The sequence below is a fragment of the Olsenella sp. An285 genome (assembly GCF_002159625.1).
In the GTDB taxonomy this organism is placed as follows: Bacteria; Actinomycetota; Coriobacteriia; order Coriobacteriales; family Atopobiaceae; genus Thermophilibacter; species Thermophilibacter avicola.
Genome location: NZ_NFIZ01000009.1, coordinates 15723 through 34341 on the forward strand (window position 1 = coordinate 15723; position 18619 = coordinate 34341).

General features: G+C 68.9%; 14 protein-coding genes. All 14 read left to right on the top strand.

Translation table 11 applies throughout. The features are described from left to right. Positions 1–136 precede the first annotated feature (136 nt). The 14 genes from B5F79_RS07000 (at position 137) to rplU (ending at position 18606) form a co-directional block, all read left to right on the top strand. On the top strand, positions 137–2530 hold the full coding sequence (locus B5F79_RS07000) for an HAD-IC family P-type ATPase (protein ID WP_087219403.1): 2394 nt from the start codon (positions 137–139) through the stop codon (positions 2528–2530). Beyond that, on the top strand, positions 2514–5174 hold the full coding sequence (gene acnA, locus B5F79_RS07005) for an aconitate hydratase AcnA (protein ID WP_087219406.1): 2661 nt from the start codon (positions 2514–2516) through the stop codon (positions 5172–5174). Before B5F79_RS07000 ends, acnA begins: the two co-directional genes overlap by 17 nt. Before the next feature lie 19 nt (positions 5175–5193). Next, entirely contained in the window at positions 5194–6171 is a 978-nt protein-coding gene (locus tag B5F79_RS07010; RefSeq protein WP_087219409.1) for a zinc ribbon domain-containing protein, read from the top strand. Positions 6172–6268: 97 nt separating this feature from the next. Beyond that, positions 6269–6826: a peptidylprolyl isomerase gene (locus B5F79_RS07015; RefSeq protein WP_087219412.1), complete on the top strand. Its 558-nt coding sequence runs from the start codon at positions 6269–6271 to the stop codon at positions 6824–6826. A 15-nt stretch (positions 6827–6841) separates the two neighbouring features. After that, positions 6842–8152, top strand: coding sequence for a tetratricopeptide repeat protein (locus tag B5F79_RS07020; RefSeq protein ID WP_087219602.1), 1311 nt, complete (start codon positions 6842–6844; stop codon positions 8150–8152). Positions 8153–8164: 12 nt separating this feature from the next. Next, positions 8165–9205, top strand: a complete 1041-nt coding sequence (gene mreB, locus B5F79_RS07025) for a rod shape-determining protein (protein ID WP_087219416.1) — start codon at positions 8165–8167, stop codon at positions 9203–9205. Positions 9206–9210: 5 nt separating this feature from the next. Beyond that, positions 9211–10242 carry a rod shape-determining protein MreC gene (gene mreC / locus B5F79_RS07030; protein ID WP_143786266.1) on the top strand — a complete coding sequence of 344 codons (1032 nt, stop codon included), beginning with the start codon at positions 9211–9213 and terminating at the stop codon, positions 10240–10242. Between the two features lies 1 nt (position 10243). Next, positions 10244–10783 carry a rod shape-determining protein MreD gene (mreD, locus tag B5F79_RS07035; RefSeq protein ID WP_087219419.1) on the top strand — a complete coding sequence of 180 codons (540 nt, stop codon included), beginning with the start codon at positions 10244–10246 and terminating at the stop codon, positions 10781–10783. A gap of 9 nt (positions 10784–10792) precedes the next feature. Beyond that, positions 10793–12835 (top strand): penicillin-binding protein 2, encoded by a 2043-nt coding sequence (mrdA, locus tag B5F79_RS07040; RefSeq protein WP_087219422.1) that lies wholly within the window; start codon positions 10793–10795, stop codon positions 12833–12835. A 9-nt stretch (positions 12836–12844) separates the two neighbouring features. Beyond that, on the top strand, positions 12845–14065 hold the full coding sequence (locus tag B5F79_RS07045) for an FtsW/RodA/SpoVE family cell cycle protein (protein ID WP_087219424.1): 1221 nt from the start codon (positions 12845–12847) through the stop codon (positions 14063–14065). A gap of 486 nt (positions 14066–14551) precedes the next feature. Continuing rightward, on the top strand, positions 14552–15502 hold the full coding sequence (locus B5F79_RS07050) for a hypothetical protein (RefSeq protein ID WP_143786267.1): 951 nt from the start codon (positions 14552–14554) through the stop codon (positions 15500–15502). Continuing rightward, positions 15499–17376, top strand: coding sequence for a TIGR03960 family B12-binding radical SAM protein (locus B5F79_RS07055; protein ID WP_087219430.1), 1878 nt, complete (start codon positions 15499–15501; stop codon positions 17374–17376). Before B5F79_RS07050 ends, B5F79_RS07055 begins: the two co-directional genes overlap by 4 nt. Further along, complete coding sequence (locus B5F79_RS07060) at positions 17373–18152, top strand: TIGR03936 family radical SAM-associated protein (RefSeq protein ID WP_087219433.1); 780 nt, start codon at positions 17373–17375, stop codon at positions 18150–18152. The genes B5F79_RS07055 and B5F79_RS07060 overlap by 4 nt, the downstream gene beginning before the upstream one ends. A 145-nt stretch (positions 18153–18297) precedes the next feature. After that, complete coding sequence (gene rplU, locus B5F79_RS07065) at positions 18298–18606, top strand: 50S ribosomal protein L21 (RefSeq protein WP_087219436.1); 309 nt, start codon at positions 18298–18300, stop codon at positions 18604–18606. The last annotated feature ends 13 nt before the right edge of the window (positions 18607–18619 follow it).

Below are 18619 nucleotides of genomic sequence, written 5' to 3' on the forward strand. Positions count from 1 at the left end.
CCGGGCGCCCCAGCGGCGTCCGGGCCGATTTGCCGTCGCGCCTCACCTTCGCATCTATCTGTTTCGTAAGCTTTGAATAAGACAGCGCCTCCCGTGGCACAATGACCACCGTGTGTTTGCCTTCGAGAGGGGACAGATGACGGACCAGAGGGACGCGGGCCTCGTTGGCCTTACCGACGCGGAGGTCGCCGAGCGCGTGGCCGACGGGCGCACGAACGCCAACACGGACGTCAAGACAAAGTCCGTGCGCCAGATTCTCGCCGAGCATGCGTTCACGCTCTTCAACGGGGTCAACCTCGCCCTTGCGCTGCTGGTGCTGCTCACCGGGCAGTACCGCAACATGCTCTTCATGTGCGTCGTGGGAGCAAACCTCGTCATCGGCGTCTCGCAGGAGATCCGTGCCAAGCGCATGGTTGACAGGCTCACCATCCTCACCCAGAAGGAGGTGACGGTCATCCGCGCCTCGGGGGAGCGCTCGCTTCCGCCCTCGGAGCTCGTGGCGGACGACCTCATGCGCCTCTCTCACGGAGACCAGGTGCCCGCCGATGCCGTCATCGTGTCCGGGAACGTCTCCATGAACGAGAGCCTTCTCACCGGCGAGGCCAAGCCCGTCTCCAAGGGCCCCGGCGACGAGCTCCTCTCCGGCAGCTTCGTGGACGCCGGCAGCCTCGTCGCGCGCGTCACGCGCGTGGGCGCGGAGGGCTACGCCGCGCGCATCAACGCCGAGGCCAAGTACGTGAAGGCCGTCCACTCCGAGATCAAGGCCACGCTCAAGGCGATCATCCGCCTGGGGACCGTCGTCCTCGTGCCTCTGGGGCTCGGCCTCTTCCTGAGGAGCCTCCTCATGGACGGCGGCTCGCTCAACGACGCCATCCTCACCTCGGTTGCGGCGGTCATCGGCATGATCCCGCAGGGCCTCGTCCTGCTCACGTCCTCGGTCCTTGCCATCGCGACCTTCAGGCTCGGCCGTCGCATGGTGCTCGTCCAGCAGGCCTACTGCGTGGAGACGCTCGCGCGCGTGGACACGCTCTGCCTGGACAAGACGGGCACCATCACCTCGGGCGAGATGGAGGTGTCCTCGGTAGGGGCTGCGGCCGGATTCTCGACGAAGGACGTCGAGGCCGCCATGGCGGCGGTTGCCACGGCAAACGCTCAGGACGCCAACGAGACCGCGCTCGCCCTGCTTCGCCACGCAAGGGACACGGGCACGGAGGCCGCCCCCGCGGCACGAGCGGTCCCCTTCGACTCCGCGCGCAAGTACTCCGGATGCGTGACCGCGGACGGGCGCGCCCTCGTCATGGGGGCCGCCGCCTTCGTGCTCGGTCGCGAGCGGGCGGCAGAGGCGGACGCCGTCGCGCGCGCCTTCGACGCCACGGAGCGCGTGCTCGTGGTGGGGGAGGCTGACGGGTTTGACGAGAAGAACGCTCTTCTCGGCGAGGTTCGCCTCATGGGCTGCGTCGCCATCCGGGACGAGATCCGCCCCACCGCCCCGGACACCATGCGCTACTTCCTCGAGCAGGGCGTGGAGCTCCGCGTCATCTCCGGGGACGACCCGCGCACGGTCTCCGCCATCGCCGCGCGCGCGGGCGTGCCGCTCGCGGAGCGCTACGTGGACGCGGCAACGCTGGACACGCCGGAGAAGCTCGACGCCGTGGCGGACGAGGCGCGCGTCTTCGGTCGCGTGACGCCCCAGCAGAAGCGCGAGCTCGTCCGGGCACTCCACCGCAGGGGCCGCACGGTTGCCATGACGGGCGACGGCGTGAACGACGTCCTCGCCCTGCGCGAGGCCGACTGCTCCGTTGCCATGGCCTCTGGCTCGGCGGCGGCGCGCAACGTCTCCGAGATCGTGCTCGCGGACAACGACTTCTCCCACATGCCGGAGGTCGTGGCGGAGGGGCGCCGATCGATCAACAACCTCCAGCGCTCCGCGTCCCTCTTTCTCGTGAAGACCGTGTTCACGGCGGTCCTCGCGCTCGTGTGCATCGTGATGCCCCCGTACCCCTTCATCCCCATCCAGATGTCGCTTCTCTCCACGGCGATCATCGGCATCCCCTCGTTCGTGCTCGCGCTCGAGCCCAACCACGAGCTCGTCCGCGGCAGCTTCCTCGCCAACGTGCTCGCGCGGTCCCTTCCGGCCTCCGCCGCCATCGTGGCCGCCCTTCTCGCCGAGCTTCTGGTGGGCCGCGCCCTCGGGCACTCCTTCGACGAGATCTCCACGGTCTGCACCGCCCTGGTGGCATTTGTGGGCATTGCGCTCATCTGGCGCATCTCCCAGCCCCTGACGCCCCTGCGCGGCGCCCTCCTTGTCGTGGTGATCGCCATTGTTGCGCTTGGGTGTACGGTCTTTGGTTCCTTCTTCGAGATCGTGTCCTTTGACGCTAGCATGGGTGTCGTGATCGTCGCGGCGGGCGTGCTCGCCACGGCGGCCTTCAACGTGATGTACGACCGATCGCTCGCCGGCTACGAGAGCAGCGAGCTCTTCTCCAGGCTCGTGAGAAAGGTGGAGGGTAAGCATGACCGTGACTGCTGACTTTCGTGACGCGGTGATCTCCGCGCGCCGTCCCGTACGCATCGAGGCGGGCAGAGTGTCCCGTCTTGCCACCGTCGTCTCCGGCATCCCCGGGGCGGACCGTCTTCCTCGCGCGCTCGTGACGCTGCTCGAGAACGTCGTGAGGCGCGCGGCGACGGACGACGACGCCGTCCGCATGGCCGCCGCCATCGTGGACGCCGGCACCGAGGGCCGCGCTGGCGAGGAGATCGAGTTCATGCCCGCGCGCGTGCTCTTCCAGGACTTCACCGGCGTTCCCGTGTTCGTCGACTTTGCCGCCATGCGCGACGCCATGGTGGAGCGCGGCGGTGACCCGATGCGCGTGAACCCGCAGATCCCCTGCACCCTGGTCGTGGACCACTCCGTCATCGCGGACGATGCGGAGTGCGCCTGCGCGGTCGAGAAGAACCAGGAGACCGAGGCGGCGCGCAACCGCGAGCGCTTCGCGTTCCTCAAGTGGGCGAGCCGATCGTTCCAGAACGTCGAGATCGTCCCGCCCGGCGGCGGCATCTGCCACCAGCTCAACATCGAGCGCTTCTGCAGCGTCGTCACGACCGACGCCCTCGCCGAGGGCGAGCACGCCTGCTTCGACACGCTCGTCGGCACCGACTCGCACACCACCACCGCCAACGGCGTCGGCGTGCTCGGCTGGGGCGTGGGCGGCATCGAGGCCGAGGCCGCGGCTCTCGGACAGCCCGTCTCCATGCTCGTGCCGCCCGTCACGGAGCTCCACCTCACGGGATCTCTCGGCGCCGGCGTCTCCGGCATGGACCTCGCCCTCACGGTGGCGCAGCTCCTCCGCTCCGAGGGCGTCGTCGGCCAGATCGTCGAGGTCACGGGCGAGGGCGTGGAGTCCCTCAGCGCCACCCAGCGCGCGTGCGTCGCCAACATGACGCCCGAGTACGGCGCCACCGCCACCCTCTTCCCCGTGGATGACGCCACGCTCGGCTACCTCGCGCTCGCCGGCCGCGACGCCGACGAGCTCGCCTTCGCGCGCGCCTACCTCGAGGCGCAGGGCGTCATGGGCGGCCGTCCAGACAGGACGTACGCCAGGACGCTCGCCCTCGACCTCGGCACCGTGGAGCCCTCGCTCGCCGGCCCCTCCCGCCCCCACGACCGCGTCTCCCTCGCGGGCCTGAAGGAGCGCTTCGAGTCCTCCGCGCTCGCCAACGGCCGAGACCTTGCCCAGAGGGTCGACGTCGAGGGCATGGGCAGGCTCGGTCACGGCACCATTGCCATCGCCGCCATCACGAGCTGCACCACCGCCACCGACCCGGCGATGATGGTAGCGGCGGGACTGCTCGCCAAGCACGCCGTCGAGCGCGGCCTCGCTCCCAAGCCCTGGGTGAAGAAGGTCCTCGCCCCGGGCAGCCACGCGACCGAGCTTCTCCTCGAGCGCTGCGGCCTCGTCGAGCCCCTCCGCGCCCTCGGGTTCTTCACGTGCGGCTTCGGCTGCATGAGCTGCATCGGCAACTCGGGCGAGATCAAGCCCTGCCTCAAGCCCCACGCCTGCGAGCTCGAGCTCACGAGCGTCCTCTCGGGCAACCGCAACTTCGAGGGCCGCATCTCGCCCGACGTCACGCAGAACTACCTCTGCCAGCCCGCGCTGGTGGTGGCGTACTCAGTCGCCGGGACCATGGACGTCGACCTCACCACGGAGCCCCTCGGCACCGGCGCCGACGGCGCCCCCGTCATGCTCTCCGACGTCATGCCCACCGACGAGGAGATCTCCGCCGCCCTCGCCGAGAACCTCGACGCCAGCCTCTTCGAGGAGGGCTCCCGCGGCCTCCTCGAGGGCTCGGAGGCCTGGAGGTCCATCGAGTCCGGCGACTCCGCAACCTTCCCCTGGGATCCGGACTCCACCTACGTCCGCCGCGCCCCCTACTTCGAGATCGCCCGCGAGCAGGACGTCGTGGAGGTCCGCGGCGCCCGAGCGCTCGCCCTCCTGGGCGACTTCGTCACCACCGACCACATCTCGCCCGCGGGCTCCATCGCCGCGGACTCGCCGGCGGCCCGCTACCTCACCGAGCGCGGGGTGGCGCCCGAGGACTTCAACACCTACGGCGCCCGCCGCGGCAACCACGAGGTCATGGCGCGCGGCACCTTCGCCAACGTCCGCCTGCGCAACGAGCTCGCCGGCGGGAAGGTGGGGGGCTGGACGGAGAACCTCCTTACCGGCGAGGTGGTCCCCATCTTCGATGCCGCCGAGGCCTATGCCGCCGCGGGCGTGCCGCTCGTGGTGGTGGCGGGCAAGCTCTACGGGTCCGGCTCGAGCCGCGACTGGGCGGGCAAGGGCCCGCTCCTCCTTGGCGTTCGCGCCGTCATAGCCGAGAGCTTCGAGCGCATCCACCGCTCCAACCTCGTGCAGATGGGGGTGCTCCCGCTCCAGCTCGCGGATGGCGTGAGCGCGGCCACCCTGGGGCTCACCGGGCGGGAGACCTTCGACGTCTCGCCCGTGGACCTCTCTGGCGGGCTCCCCGCGCAGAGGACCGCCGAGGTCACGGCAACGCGCCCCGACGGCAGCACGCTCACCTTCGAGTGCGTCGTCCGCGTGGACACGCCCATGGAGGGCGCCTTCCTCTCGAAGGGCGGCATCCTCCCGTACGTCCTCGAGAGCCTCCGCTAGGCGGAGAGGGGAGTCGCCCGTGATCTGTCCCTCCTGCGGTGCGCGCGTGAGCGACGGGGCCCTGTCCTGCCCCCGCTGCCACGAGCCGCTCGACGTGACGCAGAAGCTCTCGCTCTCGAACGCCACGTGGTGCCCCGGCTGCGGGGCCCTCGTGCCCTCGGGCGAGTCGATCTGCCCCAAGTGCGGCACCGAGGTGCGCCCGGACAGTCCCGCCCCGTCAGCCAGGCGCACGCGCAGCCTCGACCTCCCGTCCATAGGCGACACCGGCGTCATCCCGGTGGGGGAGGAAGAGGAGACGAACGTCATGACGCGCATCGAGAGCGCCATCCCGGGCGCGGACGGCTCGTCCACGCCCACGGCGCTCGGCGACCGCATGCCGAGGACCCGCTCCTTCGCCCTTGCCGCCGCCCTCGCCGTGGCGGTGGTGGGCGGCGCGACGCTCTACATCACGCACCCCTGGGACCCGGACGCCACGAGCATCTCCGCAAAGACCCCGGCCGACACGTCGATGCAGGGGTTCCCGGGGGTCGTGGACAGCCTCTCCGGGCAGGACGACTCGGGCGAGCGGGTGAGCGCCGCGGAGCAGGTCGCGCAGAACATGAGCGCGTTCTACGAGGAGCTCGGCGAGCTCTCCGCGCGCGTTGACGAGTCCGAGGAGGACCTTCGCACGACCGGGGTCTCCGGCGAGAAGGACGCCCGTGCCGCAGGCCTCGAGGGCGCGCAGGCCATAGCCATCGACATCTCCAACCTCATAGACAGGATGAGCGGATCTTTCGACGACACGAGCGACTGGGCCGACGACATGGGCAACCTCAGCACGCTCGGCAACTGGCTGAGGAACCGCTGCGACGCCATCGTGGAGGCGTGGGAGGTGTCCGCGAAGTCTCAGGACCCGGCGGAGGACAGCGCGGAGATCATCTCCGAGGCGGCGCGCGGGCGCTCGTTCGCGGCGCTCTTCTCCGAGAACTACGAGGACTGGAGACCCTCAACCGACTAGCACTCTGCCGAATGTGTGAAATCGCTCGCTTCTTGCTAGAATCACATAGTTGGTAGCATCTGGCCGAGAGCGGCCACCAGGAGGAAGGGGATGTCGCATGGGCTTCATCCAGGACCCGTTCTACACTCCCGCCTACGAGGTCGTGGGTGACGAGGTCGCCGTCTTCGACACCTCAAGGGGAGTCATCCGCGCGCGTCTCGACGGCGCGGGGGCGCCCGTGCACGTCGCCAACTTCTGCGAGCTCGCCGAGTCCGGCTTCTACGACGACCTCAAGTTCCACCGCTACGTCCCCGGCTTCGTGATTCAGGGCGGGTGCCCCAACACCAGGGACATGTCCCCCGAGGACGTCGCCAGCGGTCGTCCCGGCCCCTCGGGCCGTCCCGGCACCGGCGGCCCCGGCTACCGCATCCGCGAGGAGTACACCGTCAACCCCAACAACTCTCACGTTGACGGCGCCCTCGCAATGGCTCGGTCAATGGACCCCAACTCCGCGGGGTCTCAGTTCTACTTCTGTCTTGGTCCCCAGCACGGCCTCGACTCCGGCTACACCGTCTTTGGTGTCACGGTCGAGGGCATCGACGTCGTCCGCGCCCTGCGCCAGGGCGACGTCATCAACTCCGTGAGGATCGAGCACGTCGACGCAAGCGTCGCCTAGGGTATGGAGGGCATTGTGAACCAGCAGGCATACGAATCCGGAAAGCGCGCCTATCAGAGCGGCGACTGGCTCGGGGCTGTGACGCAGCTCGCGGCCGCCACCGCGCCCGGCGAGGCCTCCGGCGAGGTCGACCACCTTCGAGGCAACGCGTACATGAAGCTCGGCCAGTTCGACGCCGCGGCGGGCGCCTACGAGTCCGCCCTGAGCGACGCGGCGTACGGCAAGCGCGGCGCGCTCTCCTGCAACCGCGGCAGGGCGCTTCTGGCGGCAGGCAAGGCTCAGGAGGCCGTCGCCGCTCTCAACGAGGCCGCCCAGGACGAGTCCTACGCCACGCCCTACAAGGCCTACATGGCCCTGGGCTCCGCCTACGAGAAGCTCGGCGACGTCCGCAGCGCCGGCATGGCGTACAGGAGCGCCGCCATCGACGAGGCCAACCCCGCCCCCGCCGTGGCGCTCTCCAACCTCGGCAGCTGCTTCATGAGGCTCGGGCGCCCCGTCGACGCCGTGGAGGCCTACCGCACCGCGCTCGACTTCACCACCCCGCTCGAGAGCCAGAACCAGATCTGGCGCGACCTCGGCCTCGCCTACGTCGCCGCCAACAGGATGTCCGAGGCCGTCGACGCCTTCGGCCACGCCACCGCCGACGGCACCCTCACGCTCTCGCCCGAGGCGCAGGCGTCCTACGACGCCGCGCGGAAGGCGGTCGCGGCCCTCGCCGACCGTCGTCCCTCCGAGACGGACGCCTTCCTCGCCGCTGCCGGTTACGGCGGATCCTACGACCCGCTCGACCCCACCGGCGCCTCCGGCGAGCTCATGCCGTCCCCCGAGGACACCGGCTTCTTCTCCGTCACCGAGGAGGACCTCGTCGCCGCCGACAAGCACGACCGCAAGGTGAGGCGCAAGCACCGCCACACCGGTCTCAAGGTCTTCATCTTCATCCTCGTCGTCCTTCTCCTCGCCGCCGGTGCTGCAGGCTTCGGCTACGTGAAGGGCTATGGCTGGCCCACGCAGGAGTCGGTGGTCGAGGGCCTCTTCGAGGCCAAGTCCTCCGGCCAGGAGCTCGACTCGTACGTCGCCTCCGGCACCTCCGAGAGCGTCATAGAGGAGATGTCCGACGTCATGCCCACCGGCGACACCACCGTCACCGTGAAGGGCGTCGACCGCAGCATGACCGAGTCCACCGTCTACCTCACCGCCACCCTTGCCGAGGGCGGGGAGCAGGACTACACGGTCGAGCTCGTCCGCGACGGCATCAGCTGGAAGGTCACCACGGTGACCCCCGAGTACGCGTCTCAGCACGCGACCGGTGACAACTCGGAGAACTAGGGCGGATAGCGCATGTCTCTCTTTGACTCACTCTTTGGCGAATATGGCGGCGACCTGGCCATCGACCTGGGCACCGCCAACACGCTCGTCGCGGTCCGAGGGCAGGGCATCGTCATCAACGAGCCGTCCGTCGTCGCCATCGACAAGAGCGAGAGCCGCGTCCTCGCCGTGGGCGCGGACGCCAAGCGCATGATCGGACGCACGCCCGGCTCCATCATCGCCGAGCGCCCCCTCAAGGACGGCGTCATCGCCGACTTCGACGTGACCGAGGTCATGCTCCGCTACTTCATCGAGAAGGCCCGCGAGCGGCGCTACCCCTGGTCGCCCCGTCCTCGCGTGGTGGTGTGCGTCCCCTCCGGCGTCACCTCCGTCGAGAAGCGCGCGGTCTTCGAGGCCACCATCTCCGCCGGTGCGCGCCAGGCCTACCTCATCGAGGAGCCCATGGCGGCTGCCATCGGCGCCGATCTCCCGATCGAGGACCCCACCGGGTCGATGGTCGTCGACATCGGAGGCGGCACGACCGAGGTCGCCGTCATCTCGATGGGCGGCATCGTCGTCTCCCAGTCCATCCGCACCGCGGGCGACGAGTTTGACCAGACCATCCTCGAGCACGTGCGCGACGCGTACAACCTCTCCATCGGCGAGAGGACGGCCGAGGACATCAAGATCAAGGTCGGCTCTGCCGCACCTCTTGCCGAGGAGCTCGACGTCGAGGTCAACGGCCGCGACGTGATGAGCGGTCTCCCCAAGTCCGTGCGCATCGAGAGCGAGGAGATCCGTCGCGCCCTCGACCGCCCGCTCGACGAGGTTACCAAGGCCGTCAAGGACGCCCTCGACGTGACGCCTCCCGACCTCGCCTCCGACCTCATGTACTACGGCATCCTCCTGACCGGCGGCGGCGGGCTCCTTCGCGGGCTCGACCAGCGCCTCCGCGAGGAGACAGGCGTTCCCGTGAACGTGAGCCCCACCGCCCTCGAGAACGTGGTCAACGGCTGCGCCCGAGTCCTCGAGGCCAACGCCCTCTCCGGCGGCTTCGTGCAGAAGGCGAGCTAGCGGGCGTGCCTCTCTCCGGATCTCGTCGGTCCTCGGGACCGACGCTCGGCAACGCAAGACAGAGCGGCGGCGGGGGCGTCCTCGCCGTCTGCGCCATTCTGTCCATAGCGCTCTTCACCGTGAGCTGCCGCACCGGCGAGGAGGGCCCGCTCGGCACGGTGAGGGGCGCCTTTCAGACGATCACCTCTCCCGTCCGCTATCTGGGCGCGACCCTGTCCATGCCCTTCCAGGGCCTGGGCAACGTCGTCACCAACCTCACCGCGGACCAGCAGACGCTCTCCGAGCTCAAGGCTGAGAACGAGCAGCTCAGGGCCAGGAACGTAGAGCTCGAGGAGGCAGCCCAGTCCGTCGAGAGGCTCCAGGGCCTTCTGGAGCTCCAGGACGTCAACAACCTGCAGTCGACCGCCGCCCACATCATCTCGGGCGCCGGCGACTCGTGGTCCTCCACGGTGACCATCGACAAGGGGACCACCAGCGGGGTCTCCGTCGGCATGCCCGTGACGTCTGCCAGCGGCATCATCGGGCAGATCGTCGAGTGCGGTCCCACCACCTCGACGGTGAGGCTCATAACCGACGAGAGCTCGTCGGTCTCTGCCATGCTCCAGACGAGCCGCCTTCAGGGCATGCTCGACGGCACGGTTGGGGACCAGCTTCGGCTCTCGCTCATCCCAACTGACGGCGAGGTGTCGGTCGGCGACGTCGTGGTGACGAGCGGCCTGGGCGGCGTCTTCCCCAAGGGGCTTCCCCTCGGCGAGGTGACGAGCGTCGAGAACAGCCCCGGTGCCTCGTACCTCTCCATCGTCGTCGAGCCCTACGCGCACGCCGAGAACAACGAGGAGGTCCTCGTGATCACCTCGCTCACGGAGGAGCAGCAGGCAACGGAGGAGGACATCGCCGCGGCCGACGCCCAGGACACCGCAGGCGCGTCCGCCGCGGACGCCGAGGGGGACGACGGGTCCTCCGACGGTGAGGACTCGGGCTCCGAGGACGGCTCGTCCTCGGACGATGCTGCCGATGACTACGGGCAGGGGGTGTGAGATGCAAGTTGCAGACAGGAACCGCGAGAGCAGGAGCACGCTCGTGCTCGCCATCATCTGCGGCGTGTGTCAGCTCGCGCTTGCGCCCAACATCGGCCTCGGCAACGGTCGCGCCAACTTCGCCCTGATCTTCTCGGCCTGCGTCGCGCTGCTTGTGGGCGGCAGGAGGGCCGTTCTCGCCGGCTTCTTCGCCGGCCTCTTCTTCGACCTCTCCACCACGGGCCCCGTGGGACTCATGGCCTTCTGCCTCACCGTCTCTTCCTTCGTGCTGGGACTTCAGGAGCGCAACCGCATGTCGGGCGACCTCATGGTCACGCTCGCCCTCTTTGGCGGGGCCTCCCTCGGCGTCAGCCTTGTCTACCACCTCGCCATGCTCCTCGTGGGGCAGGCCGACTCCATCCTCGACGTCCTCGTCTTCAGGACGCTTCCCACGACGCTGCTCACGATCGTCTTCTTCGTGCCCTTCGCCTACTACTTCTCCAGGATGCACGTGTCTGGCACCAACCTCGGTGGCGGCCGCCTCGGCAAGCGCGGCTTCTAGGGGCCTCTCATGGATCTCTCCATCGTCATCGTCATAGTCTGTGCGGTCCTTGCCGTGGCCCTCATCGTCATCTTCATCGTCTACGGTCGCGGCGAGGCCGCCTTCACGTTTGACATCGGCGGTTCTGCGCCCCGTGCGTCCGGGGGGTCGGACTCGTCCACGGAGAAGACCCTCTCCTCCAGGCTCGTTGGCCTCTCCGTCGCCGTGGGCGCCATCTTCGCCACGCTCTTCGCGAGGCTCTGGTCCATGCAGCTCGTCTCCTCGGACGAGTACGCGGAGCGCGCCGAGTCCAACAGGACGAGCACGGTGTACACCCAGGCCCCCCGCGGTCGGATCCTCGACCGCAACGGCGTCGAGATCGTGACCAACCGCGCGAGCCTCACCGTCACCGCCCAGGCGGACGTCGTCGACGACGAGGTGGAGGTCCAGCTCCTCGCCAACCTCATCGGCATGCCCGCCCAGGCGGTCCGGCGCAAGCTGCAGGACACCTCAGCCGGCTATCAGAGCATGAGGACCGTCTCGGTGGACGTGTCGCGCCGCGTCGTCGCCTACATCGGCGAGCACCCGGACGTCTTTCCCGGCGTCACCGTGGAGGAGCGGACGCTGCGAGCGTACCCGCTCGGCTCCCTCGCCGCCCACGTGGTGGGCTACACCGGAACCGTCACCGCCGACCAGCTCGAGTCGAGCAAGTCCGGAGACGCGACTGCCATCGGCTACCGCTCGGGGGACGTCGTCGGCCAGACGGGGATAGAGCTCGAGTACGAGAGCGTCCTCCAGGGCGTCCGGGGCGAGCAGCTCGTCTACGTGAACGCGCACGGGGACGTGGTGGGCCTCTCGACCACGATCGAGCCCCAGCGCGGCTCCGACCTCGTCCTCACCATAGACGCGGCCATCCAGGCGCAGGCCGAGGCCTCGCTCAAGCGCGTCGTCGACGACCTCACCACGGAAGAGCTTCGCGCGAGCGGCTCGGCCGTGGTGCTCGACTGCACCAACGGCGAGGTGCTCGCCATGGCGAGCTACCCCACCTTCTCCCCGAGCGTCTTCGTGGGCGGGATCTCGTCCTCCGACTGGGACGACCTGCAGGCCGAGAGCGCAAACTACCCGATGCTCAACCGCGCCATCGCGGGACAGTACCCGCCGGGATCGGTCATCAAGCCGCTCACCGCGTTCGCGGCCCTCGACAACGGGATCGCCACCCCCAGCTCCAGCTGGGTCTGCACGGGCTGGTGGACGTGGTCGGGCAACCAGTCCGACCCGGGCGGCATGAAGTGCTGGCAGGAGAGCGGCCACGGCGACATCAACCTCGCTGACGGCATCACGTTCTCCTGCGACGTCGTCTTCTACGAGATCGGAAAGGGCTTCTACTACTCCAAGGACAACCCCGAGGGCATGCAGGAGACCTTCCGCGAGTACGGGCTGGGGCAGAAGACCGGCATCGACCTCCCCGGCGAGGAGGTCGGGCGCGTGCCCGACGCCGAGTGGAAGTGGGACTACTTCAAGAGCCTCGGCTACTCGGACGAGGACGCCACCTGGCAGGGCGGCGAGAACTGCAACATCGCCATCGGACAGGGCGACATGCTCGTGACGAGCCTCCAGATGGCCGCCGCCTACTGCAGCATCGCCGCGCGCGGCCCCATGTGGCGCCCCCACCTCATGAAGGGCGTCCGGGCGCGCATAGGCGAGGGCCTCGTCTCGGAGTACCGGTGCGAGACCACGAGGGACATCAAGGAGGACGACTCCTACCGCGCCCTCGTCGAGAGCGGCATGGAGGGCGTCACCTACCGAGAGAGCGCCTCGCAGGCCTCCCACTGGACGAACCTCGACGTCACCGTCCTCTCCAAGACGGGCACGGCCGAGCAGCAGTCCTCGGAGGGCAACGTCGGCTGGTTCTGCTCCTTCGCCCCGGCCGAGGACCCCAAGTACGTGGTCTGCGCCAACGTGGACGGCGCCGACTGGGGCGCCACGACGGCCATGTACGTCGTGCGAGACATCTACGGGCAGATCTACGGTCAGCCGGACACGAGCACCGCCGCGTCCGAGTCCGCGGACTAGGGAGGCACCATGGCACGAGACATGACCGGGCCGGGGACCAACCGCCGCGGCATCTCATCCTTCGCCCAGCGCGTGGCGGGCCAGCCCGCCCAGAGCGGCAAGGTCGGCGGCAAGCAGGGGCCCCTGGGGAGACTCTACCTCTCCCAGCTCATTCCCGCCCTGCTCATCGTGATCCTTGGCGTCATCAACATGTGGTCCTGCGCCCTGGCGCTCGAGGGCGAGGTCAACTTCACGAGCCATCTCGCCGGCATCGCGCTCGGCTTTGCCGCCGCCGTGGTGGTGTGGCGCTACGACTACCGCAACCTCGCGAACCTCACCACGGCGCTCTTTGTTCTTTCCTGCGTCATGCTCGCGCTTCCGCTCGTCCCCGGCCTCGGCGTGGAGGGCGGCCTGGGAGGCCTTGGCTGGGTGCGGGTGGGCCCGCTGCGCTTCCAGCCCTCGGAGCCCTCGAAGCTCGTGGTGATTGCCCTCATGGCCTCCGCCTGCGCCCAGTACAACGGCAAGATCGAGGACTTCCGGGACTATGCCAAGCTCTGCGGCACGCTTCTCGTGCCGCTGCTCCTCATCATGGTGACCGACCTCGGCACGGGACTCATGATCTTCTTCACCGGCGCCACGATCATCATCTGCAGCGGCGCCCCGCGCGCCTGGGTGCTCGCCACGATCGCGCTCATCGTGGGCGTCTCCGCCCTCGTGGTCATAACCTCGTCCATTGACGGCCTGCCCCACATCCTCAAGCCCTATCAGCTCACGCGCCTCACGGTGTTCCTCGACCCGGAGGGCTCGAGCTCGGAGGATGCCTACAACCTCATCCAGGCCATGATCGCCATCGGCTCCGGCGGGCTTCTGGGGAAGGGCTTCGGCAACGCATCGCAGTCTCTGCTCGGCTTTGTCCCGGAGTCCCAGACTGACTTCATCTTTGCCACCTTCGCGGAGCAGTTCGGCTTCGTGGGCTCGGTCCTCCTTCTCGCCCTCTACGCCTGGATGATCCTTGCGACCATCTTTCTCGCCATGAAGGTCGACTCGACCTTCTCCAAGCTCGTGCTCGTGGGCTGCGCCGCCATGTGGACGTTCCAGGTCCTTGAGAGCGTGGGCATGTGCATCGGCATCATGCCCATCACCGGCATCCCGCTGCCCTTCATGACCTACGGATCGTCCTCGATGGTCACGCAGCTCGCGGCGGTGGGCCTGGTTCAGTCTGTGTGGAGGCATCGTCAGAAGGTTGCGTAGCGGGCCCGCGCGTCTGCGTCGCGCCCGCTTGGCCGCCGGGTTCCCCCGCTCGTCCTTCTCGCCTTGACGAACCTGCGCGTCCCGCGCTCCCGTCAGTTTTGTCATGCGATTGGGCATATTGCCTTGCCGCGGCTTCGCGAGCCGGCGTCTAGGCCAAATTCTCGGGCGATTGGGCAAAGGACTTGATATAAAGATCCGACGTAATCAAGAATGCCACCCAATTTCCGCAAAATGTTGGCGAGAAGAACAAGCGGGACGTTACGTCAGCACTCGTTCCCGGTGTGGAAAGCTCGAGGGCATCAAGGGTTTTGCCCAATCGCGGGGGTGTCCTGACGGGGCCGTCAATCTCTAAAGACGGTGCGGGCCTCTGTCCCGAGGGTGGCGTCGAGCAACTATAATGTTAGGCTCCGAGAGCCTGGGCCCGCTTGCGCCTTGGCTCCGCCTAGACGTTCGTCCGGGGATTCCCGGGGAGGGGAGCGCCCGCAAATGGCTTCCAGGAAGGTTTCCATGGGGAGGGTCTTCGAGGTCATCTCCTCGGGCCGGAGCTCGTTCGCCGCGCGCGACGAGCGCGTCGTGCTTCGCGTGCACGTCGACCCCTCCTGCCCCCGGGAGGTCGCTCGCTGCGTGCGCCGCGCCCTCGGCGCCGAGCGCCCCGGGGGAGTCGTCGACGTGAGGGACACGCTGCCCCCGCTCCCGGGCGAGGAGGTCCCGGATGCCGCCCTGGTCCTCACGGCCGACGGCAGGGGCGCCGAGCTCGTGGCGTCCTACGCGCGCGCCGGCGTGAGCGTGGGCGTTGTCGTCGAGGGCGCCCTCGAGGCCCCTCGCCTCGACCTTCCCGAGCAGGCCATGGGGCTCGTGAGCGTGATCGCGGCGTCGAGCCCGGAGACCCTCACGGACAAGCTCGCGTCCTGGCTCGCCGGGGCGACGGACAAGCCCATCGCGCTCGCCGCCTGCTTCCCGTTCTGTCGTCGCGCAGTGACCGACGACTTGGTCTCGCGCTGCGCCATGGAGAACGCGGCCGTGGGCGCGGTGAGCCTCGTCCCCGGGTCCGACCTGCCCATCATGTGCGCCAACCAGGCCATGCTCGCGCTTGACATCGCGGCCGCGTACGGGCGCGACGTGAGTCTCGAGCGCGCCGCGGAGCTCGCCGGGGTCATCGGTGCCGGGTTTGCGTGGCGAGCCCTCGCCCGCACCCTCGTGGGCCTCGTCCCGGGGATAGGCGGCCTCCTCAAGGCCGGCATAGGATTTGGCGGAACCGTCGCCACCGGGCGCGCCCTGCGTCTTCGCCTGGAGCTCGAGGACGGCACGGTCGAGATTCCGATGCCCGAGCCCCGACCCGCCGACGCGGCTCCGGCCCGCGCGTCCTTCTCGGCCCCGCGTCCCGAGTCCTCGCGTTCCGACGACGGGTACGTCACGGTGGGGGAGGCCGGAGCATGAGGGCGGCGCGCGAGAACCTCTTTCACCTGATCGAGCCCCTGCTGCCCCACGTGGAGCACCCCAGCCGCTACCTTGACCACGAGTGGGGCGTCTGCGAGGAGCAGGATGGCCCCTTCCACCTCTGCATGGTCTATGCGGACGTCTACGAGGTCGGCCAGCCCAACCTTGGCGTCGCCATCCTCTACAACAACGTGAACGCTCAGGAGGGGATGAGCTGCGAGCGCTGCTACCTCCCCTGGAAGGACATGTCCGCCCTCATGCGCGAGCGCGGGGTGCCCCTGCTCTCGCTCGAGGGGGCGGCTCCGCTCGCCTCGTTCGACGCCATCGGCTTCACGCTCGCGCACGAGCTCATAGCCACCAACGTGCTGGAGACGCTCGACCTCGCGGGCATAGCCCTTACCTCGGCGGAGAGGGACGAGGACGACCCCATCATCCTTGCCGGAGGCCCGTCCGCCTGGAACTGCGAGCCGCTCGCCCCCGTCTTCGACGCCGTGCTCCTGGGGGACGGCGAGGAGTCGATCGTGGAGGTCTGCGCCTGCATCCGCGACGCCCGCGCCGAGGGGCTCTCCCGTGCGGACCTGCTGCGACGGCTCGCACGCGTGCCCGGCACCTACGTTCCCTCGCTCTATGACGTGGTGGTCGACGAGAGCACCACGCGCTGGGGCCGCGCCGTGCCCCGAGCGGGCGAGGATGCCCCCAAGGTCGTCCTCAAGCGCTGCGTGAACGACTTTGCCTCCACCCCAGCCGTGGCGCAGCGCATCGTTCCCTACATGGGCATCGTCCAGGACCGCCTCTCGCTCGAGGTCCTGCGCGGGTGCGCGCGCGGATGCCGCTTCTGCCAGGCGGGCATGACCTACCGTCCCGTGCGCGAGCGCCCGGCCGAGCAGGTCGTGAGGTGCGGCGTGGAGGGGCTCCTCACGAGCGGCCACGACGAGATCTCGCTCACCTCGCTCTCCACGACGGACCACTCTCAGTGCGAGCTCATCCTCAACAAGATGAACGAGGCGCTCGATGGGCAGGGCATCAGGGTGTCGATTCCCTCGCAGCGGCTCGACTCCTTTGGAGTGGACATGGCGGCCGCCGTCGCGGGCGGCAAGCGCGGGGGCCTCACCTTCGCGCCGGAGGCGGGCAGCCAGCGCCTGCGCGACGTCATCAACAAGAACGTGACCGAGGAGGACCTCGAGCGCGCGGCGAGAAACGCGTTTGCCGCGGGCTGGCGGCGCATGAAGCTCTACTTCATGATCGGGCTTCCCACCGAGACGGACGAGGACGTCGTGGGCATAGCGCGCATGGCCGAGCGCGTGCTCGAGATCGGGCGCGAGGTCGTGGGGCGCGGGCCCAAGAGCGGGGTCTCCGTCTCCATCTCCGTGGCCGTGCTCGTTCCCAAGCCCTACACGCCCTTCCAGTGGGTGGGCCAGCTCAAGCCGGAGGAGGTGCGCCGTCGCCAGCAGCTCCTGCTCCACGAGGTGCGCGACCGCGCCATACGCGTCTCCTACCACGACGCCGACGTCTCGCTGGTGGAGGGCGCGCTCTCCAAGATGGGCCGCGCGGGCTTTGAGCTGGTGCGCGCCGCATGGGAGCGGGGATGCCGCTTCGACGCGTGGACGAGCGAGTTCGACTTCTGCGCGTGGAACGAGGCGGCTCGCTCCTGCGGTCTCGACCTCGAGGAGGTGGCGTGCGAGCAGTTCCCGCTCACGGCCGCCCTTCCGTGGGCGCACACCTCGCCCGGAGTCTCCATGGGATACCTCCAGCGCGAGTGGCGCCGCGCCGTCGAGGGCGTCACCACGCCGGACTGCACGCGCGAGAGCTGCACGGGCTGCGGGGTCTGTCCCGCGCTCGGGGTCCACAACGTCATCCAGGGGGTGCGCTCATGAGAGGCCGCGCGAACGCCCAGCCCTTCTCGGCTCGGCCGCAGGACCTGCCGGTCAAGGCGGACCTCGCGCGCCTGCGCGTGGAGTACGGCAAGGACGAGCGGCTCGCCTTCCTTGGCCACCTCGAGGTCCTGAGCACCGTCGAGCGCAGCATCAGGCGAGCCCGCCTGCCCTTCTCCATAGGAAACGGCTTCGCCCGACGGATGCGCATCCAGTTCTCCCAGGCGCTGCCGGTGGGCGCGTCATCTGCGTGCGAGTACTTCGACCTGCGCCTCACGGAGCGCGTGAACCCCCAGGAGGCGCTCGATGCGCTGCGCGCCTCCACGCCCAGGGGCCTCGCCCCCGCGCGCGCCGCGTACGTGCCGGGGAGGCTGCCGGCCCTCGAGGCCTGGCTCGACCGATCCATCTGGGAGCTCGAGGTGAGGGGCGCCTCCTGGGGCGCAGATGACATTGCGGCTGCGATCGGCGAGGTGGTGCGCCGGGGCTCGCTCACCTATCTCAGGGGCGAGAAGGCCAAGACCGTCGACGTCGCGTCCTCCCTCGTGGGCTTCTCGGCGTTTGACGGCGGCGGGTTCATCGGGCTCACCCTTGAGACCAGGCTCACGGGCGGAAACGCCCTGAGGCCCCAGGTGCTCCTGGATGCGGCCCTTGGCCTTTCCGGCATGCCCCGCTACGACTCGGTGAGGGTGAGAAGGACGCTCCAGGCGCACGAGGAAGATGGGCGTCTTGTGGAACCTTTCTGCGGCTCTGACGCAATCGCTACGTCATCGCTATTCTGAGCAAGGCCGCATCGCTCCGGCGCGACGCCGGCACCGTCTTTTCCCTTACGGTGTCCGGGTCACCCCAACGCATGTTGACGGGTCGGATCGCTGCTAGTAATATAAGCAACTGTTGCATTCACGCCAGCAATGAAGGGTTCTCCACATGTACGCAATCGTAGCAACTGGTGGCAAGCAGTATAAGGTTGCCAAGGGCGACGTCATCGACGTCGAGAAGCTCGACGCGCAGCCTGGCGACAAGGTCGAGCTCTCCGTCCTCCTCGTGAACGACGGCACCACGACCATCGTTGACCCCGCGCAGCTCCAGGACAAGAAGGTCACCGCCGAGGTCGTCGACCAGCACAAGGGCGAGAAGGTCCTCGTCTTCAAGCTCAAGAAGCGCAAGCGCTATCACCGCACCAAGGGTCACCGTCAGAACCTGACGAGGCTCCAGGTCGTCGAGATTCCCGCGTAGTTCGTCTGAGTTC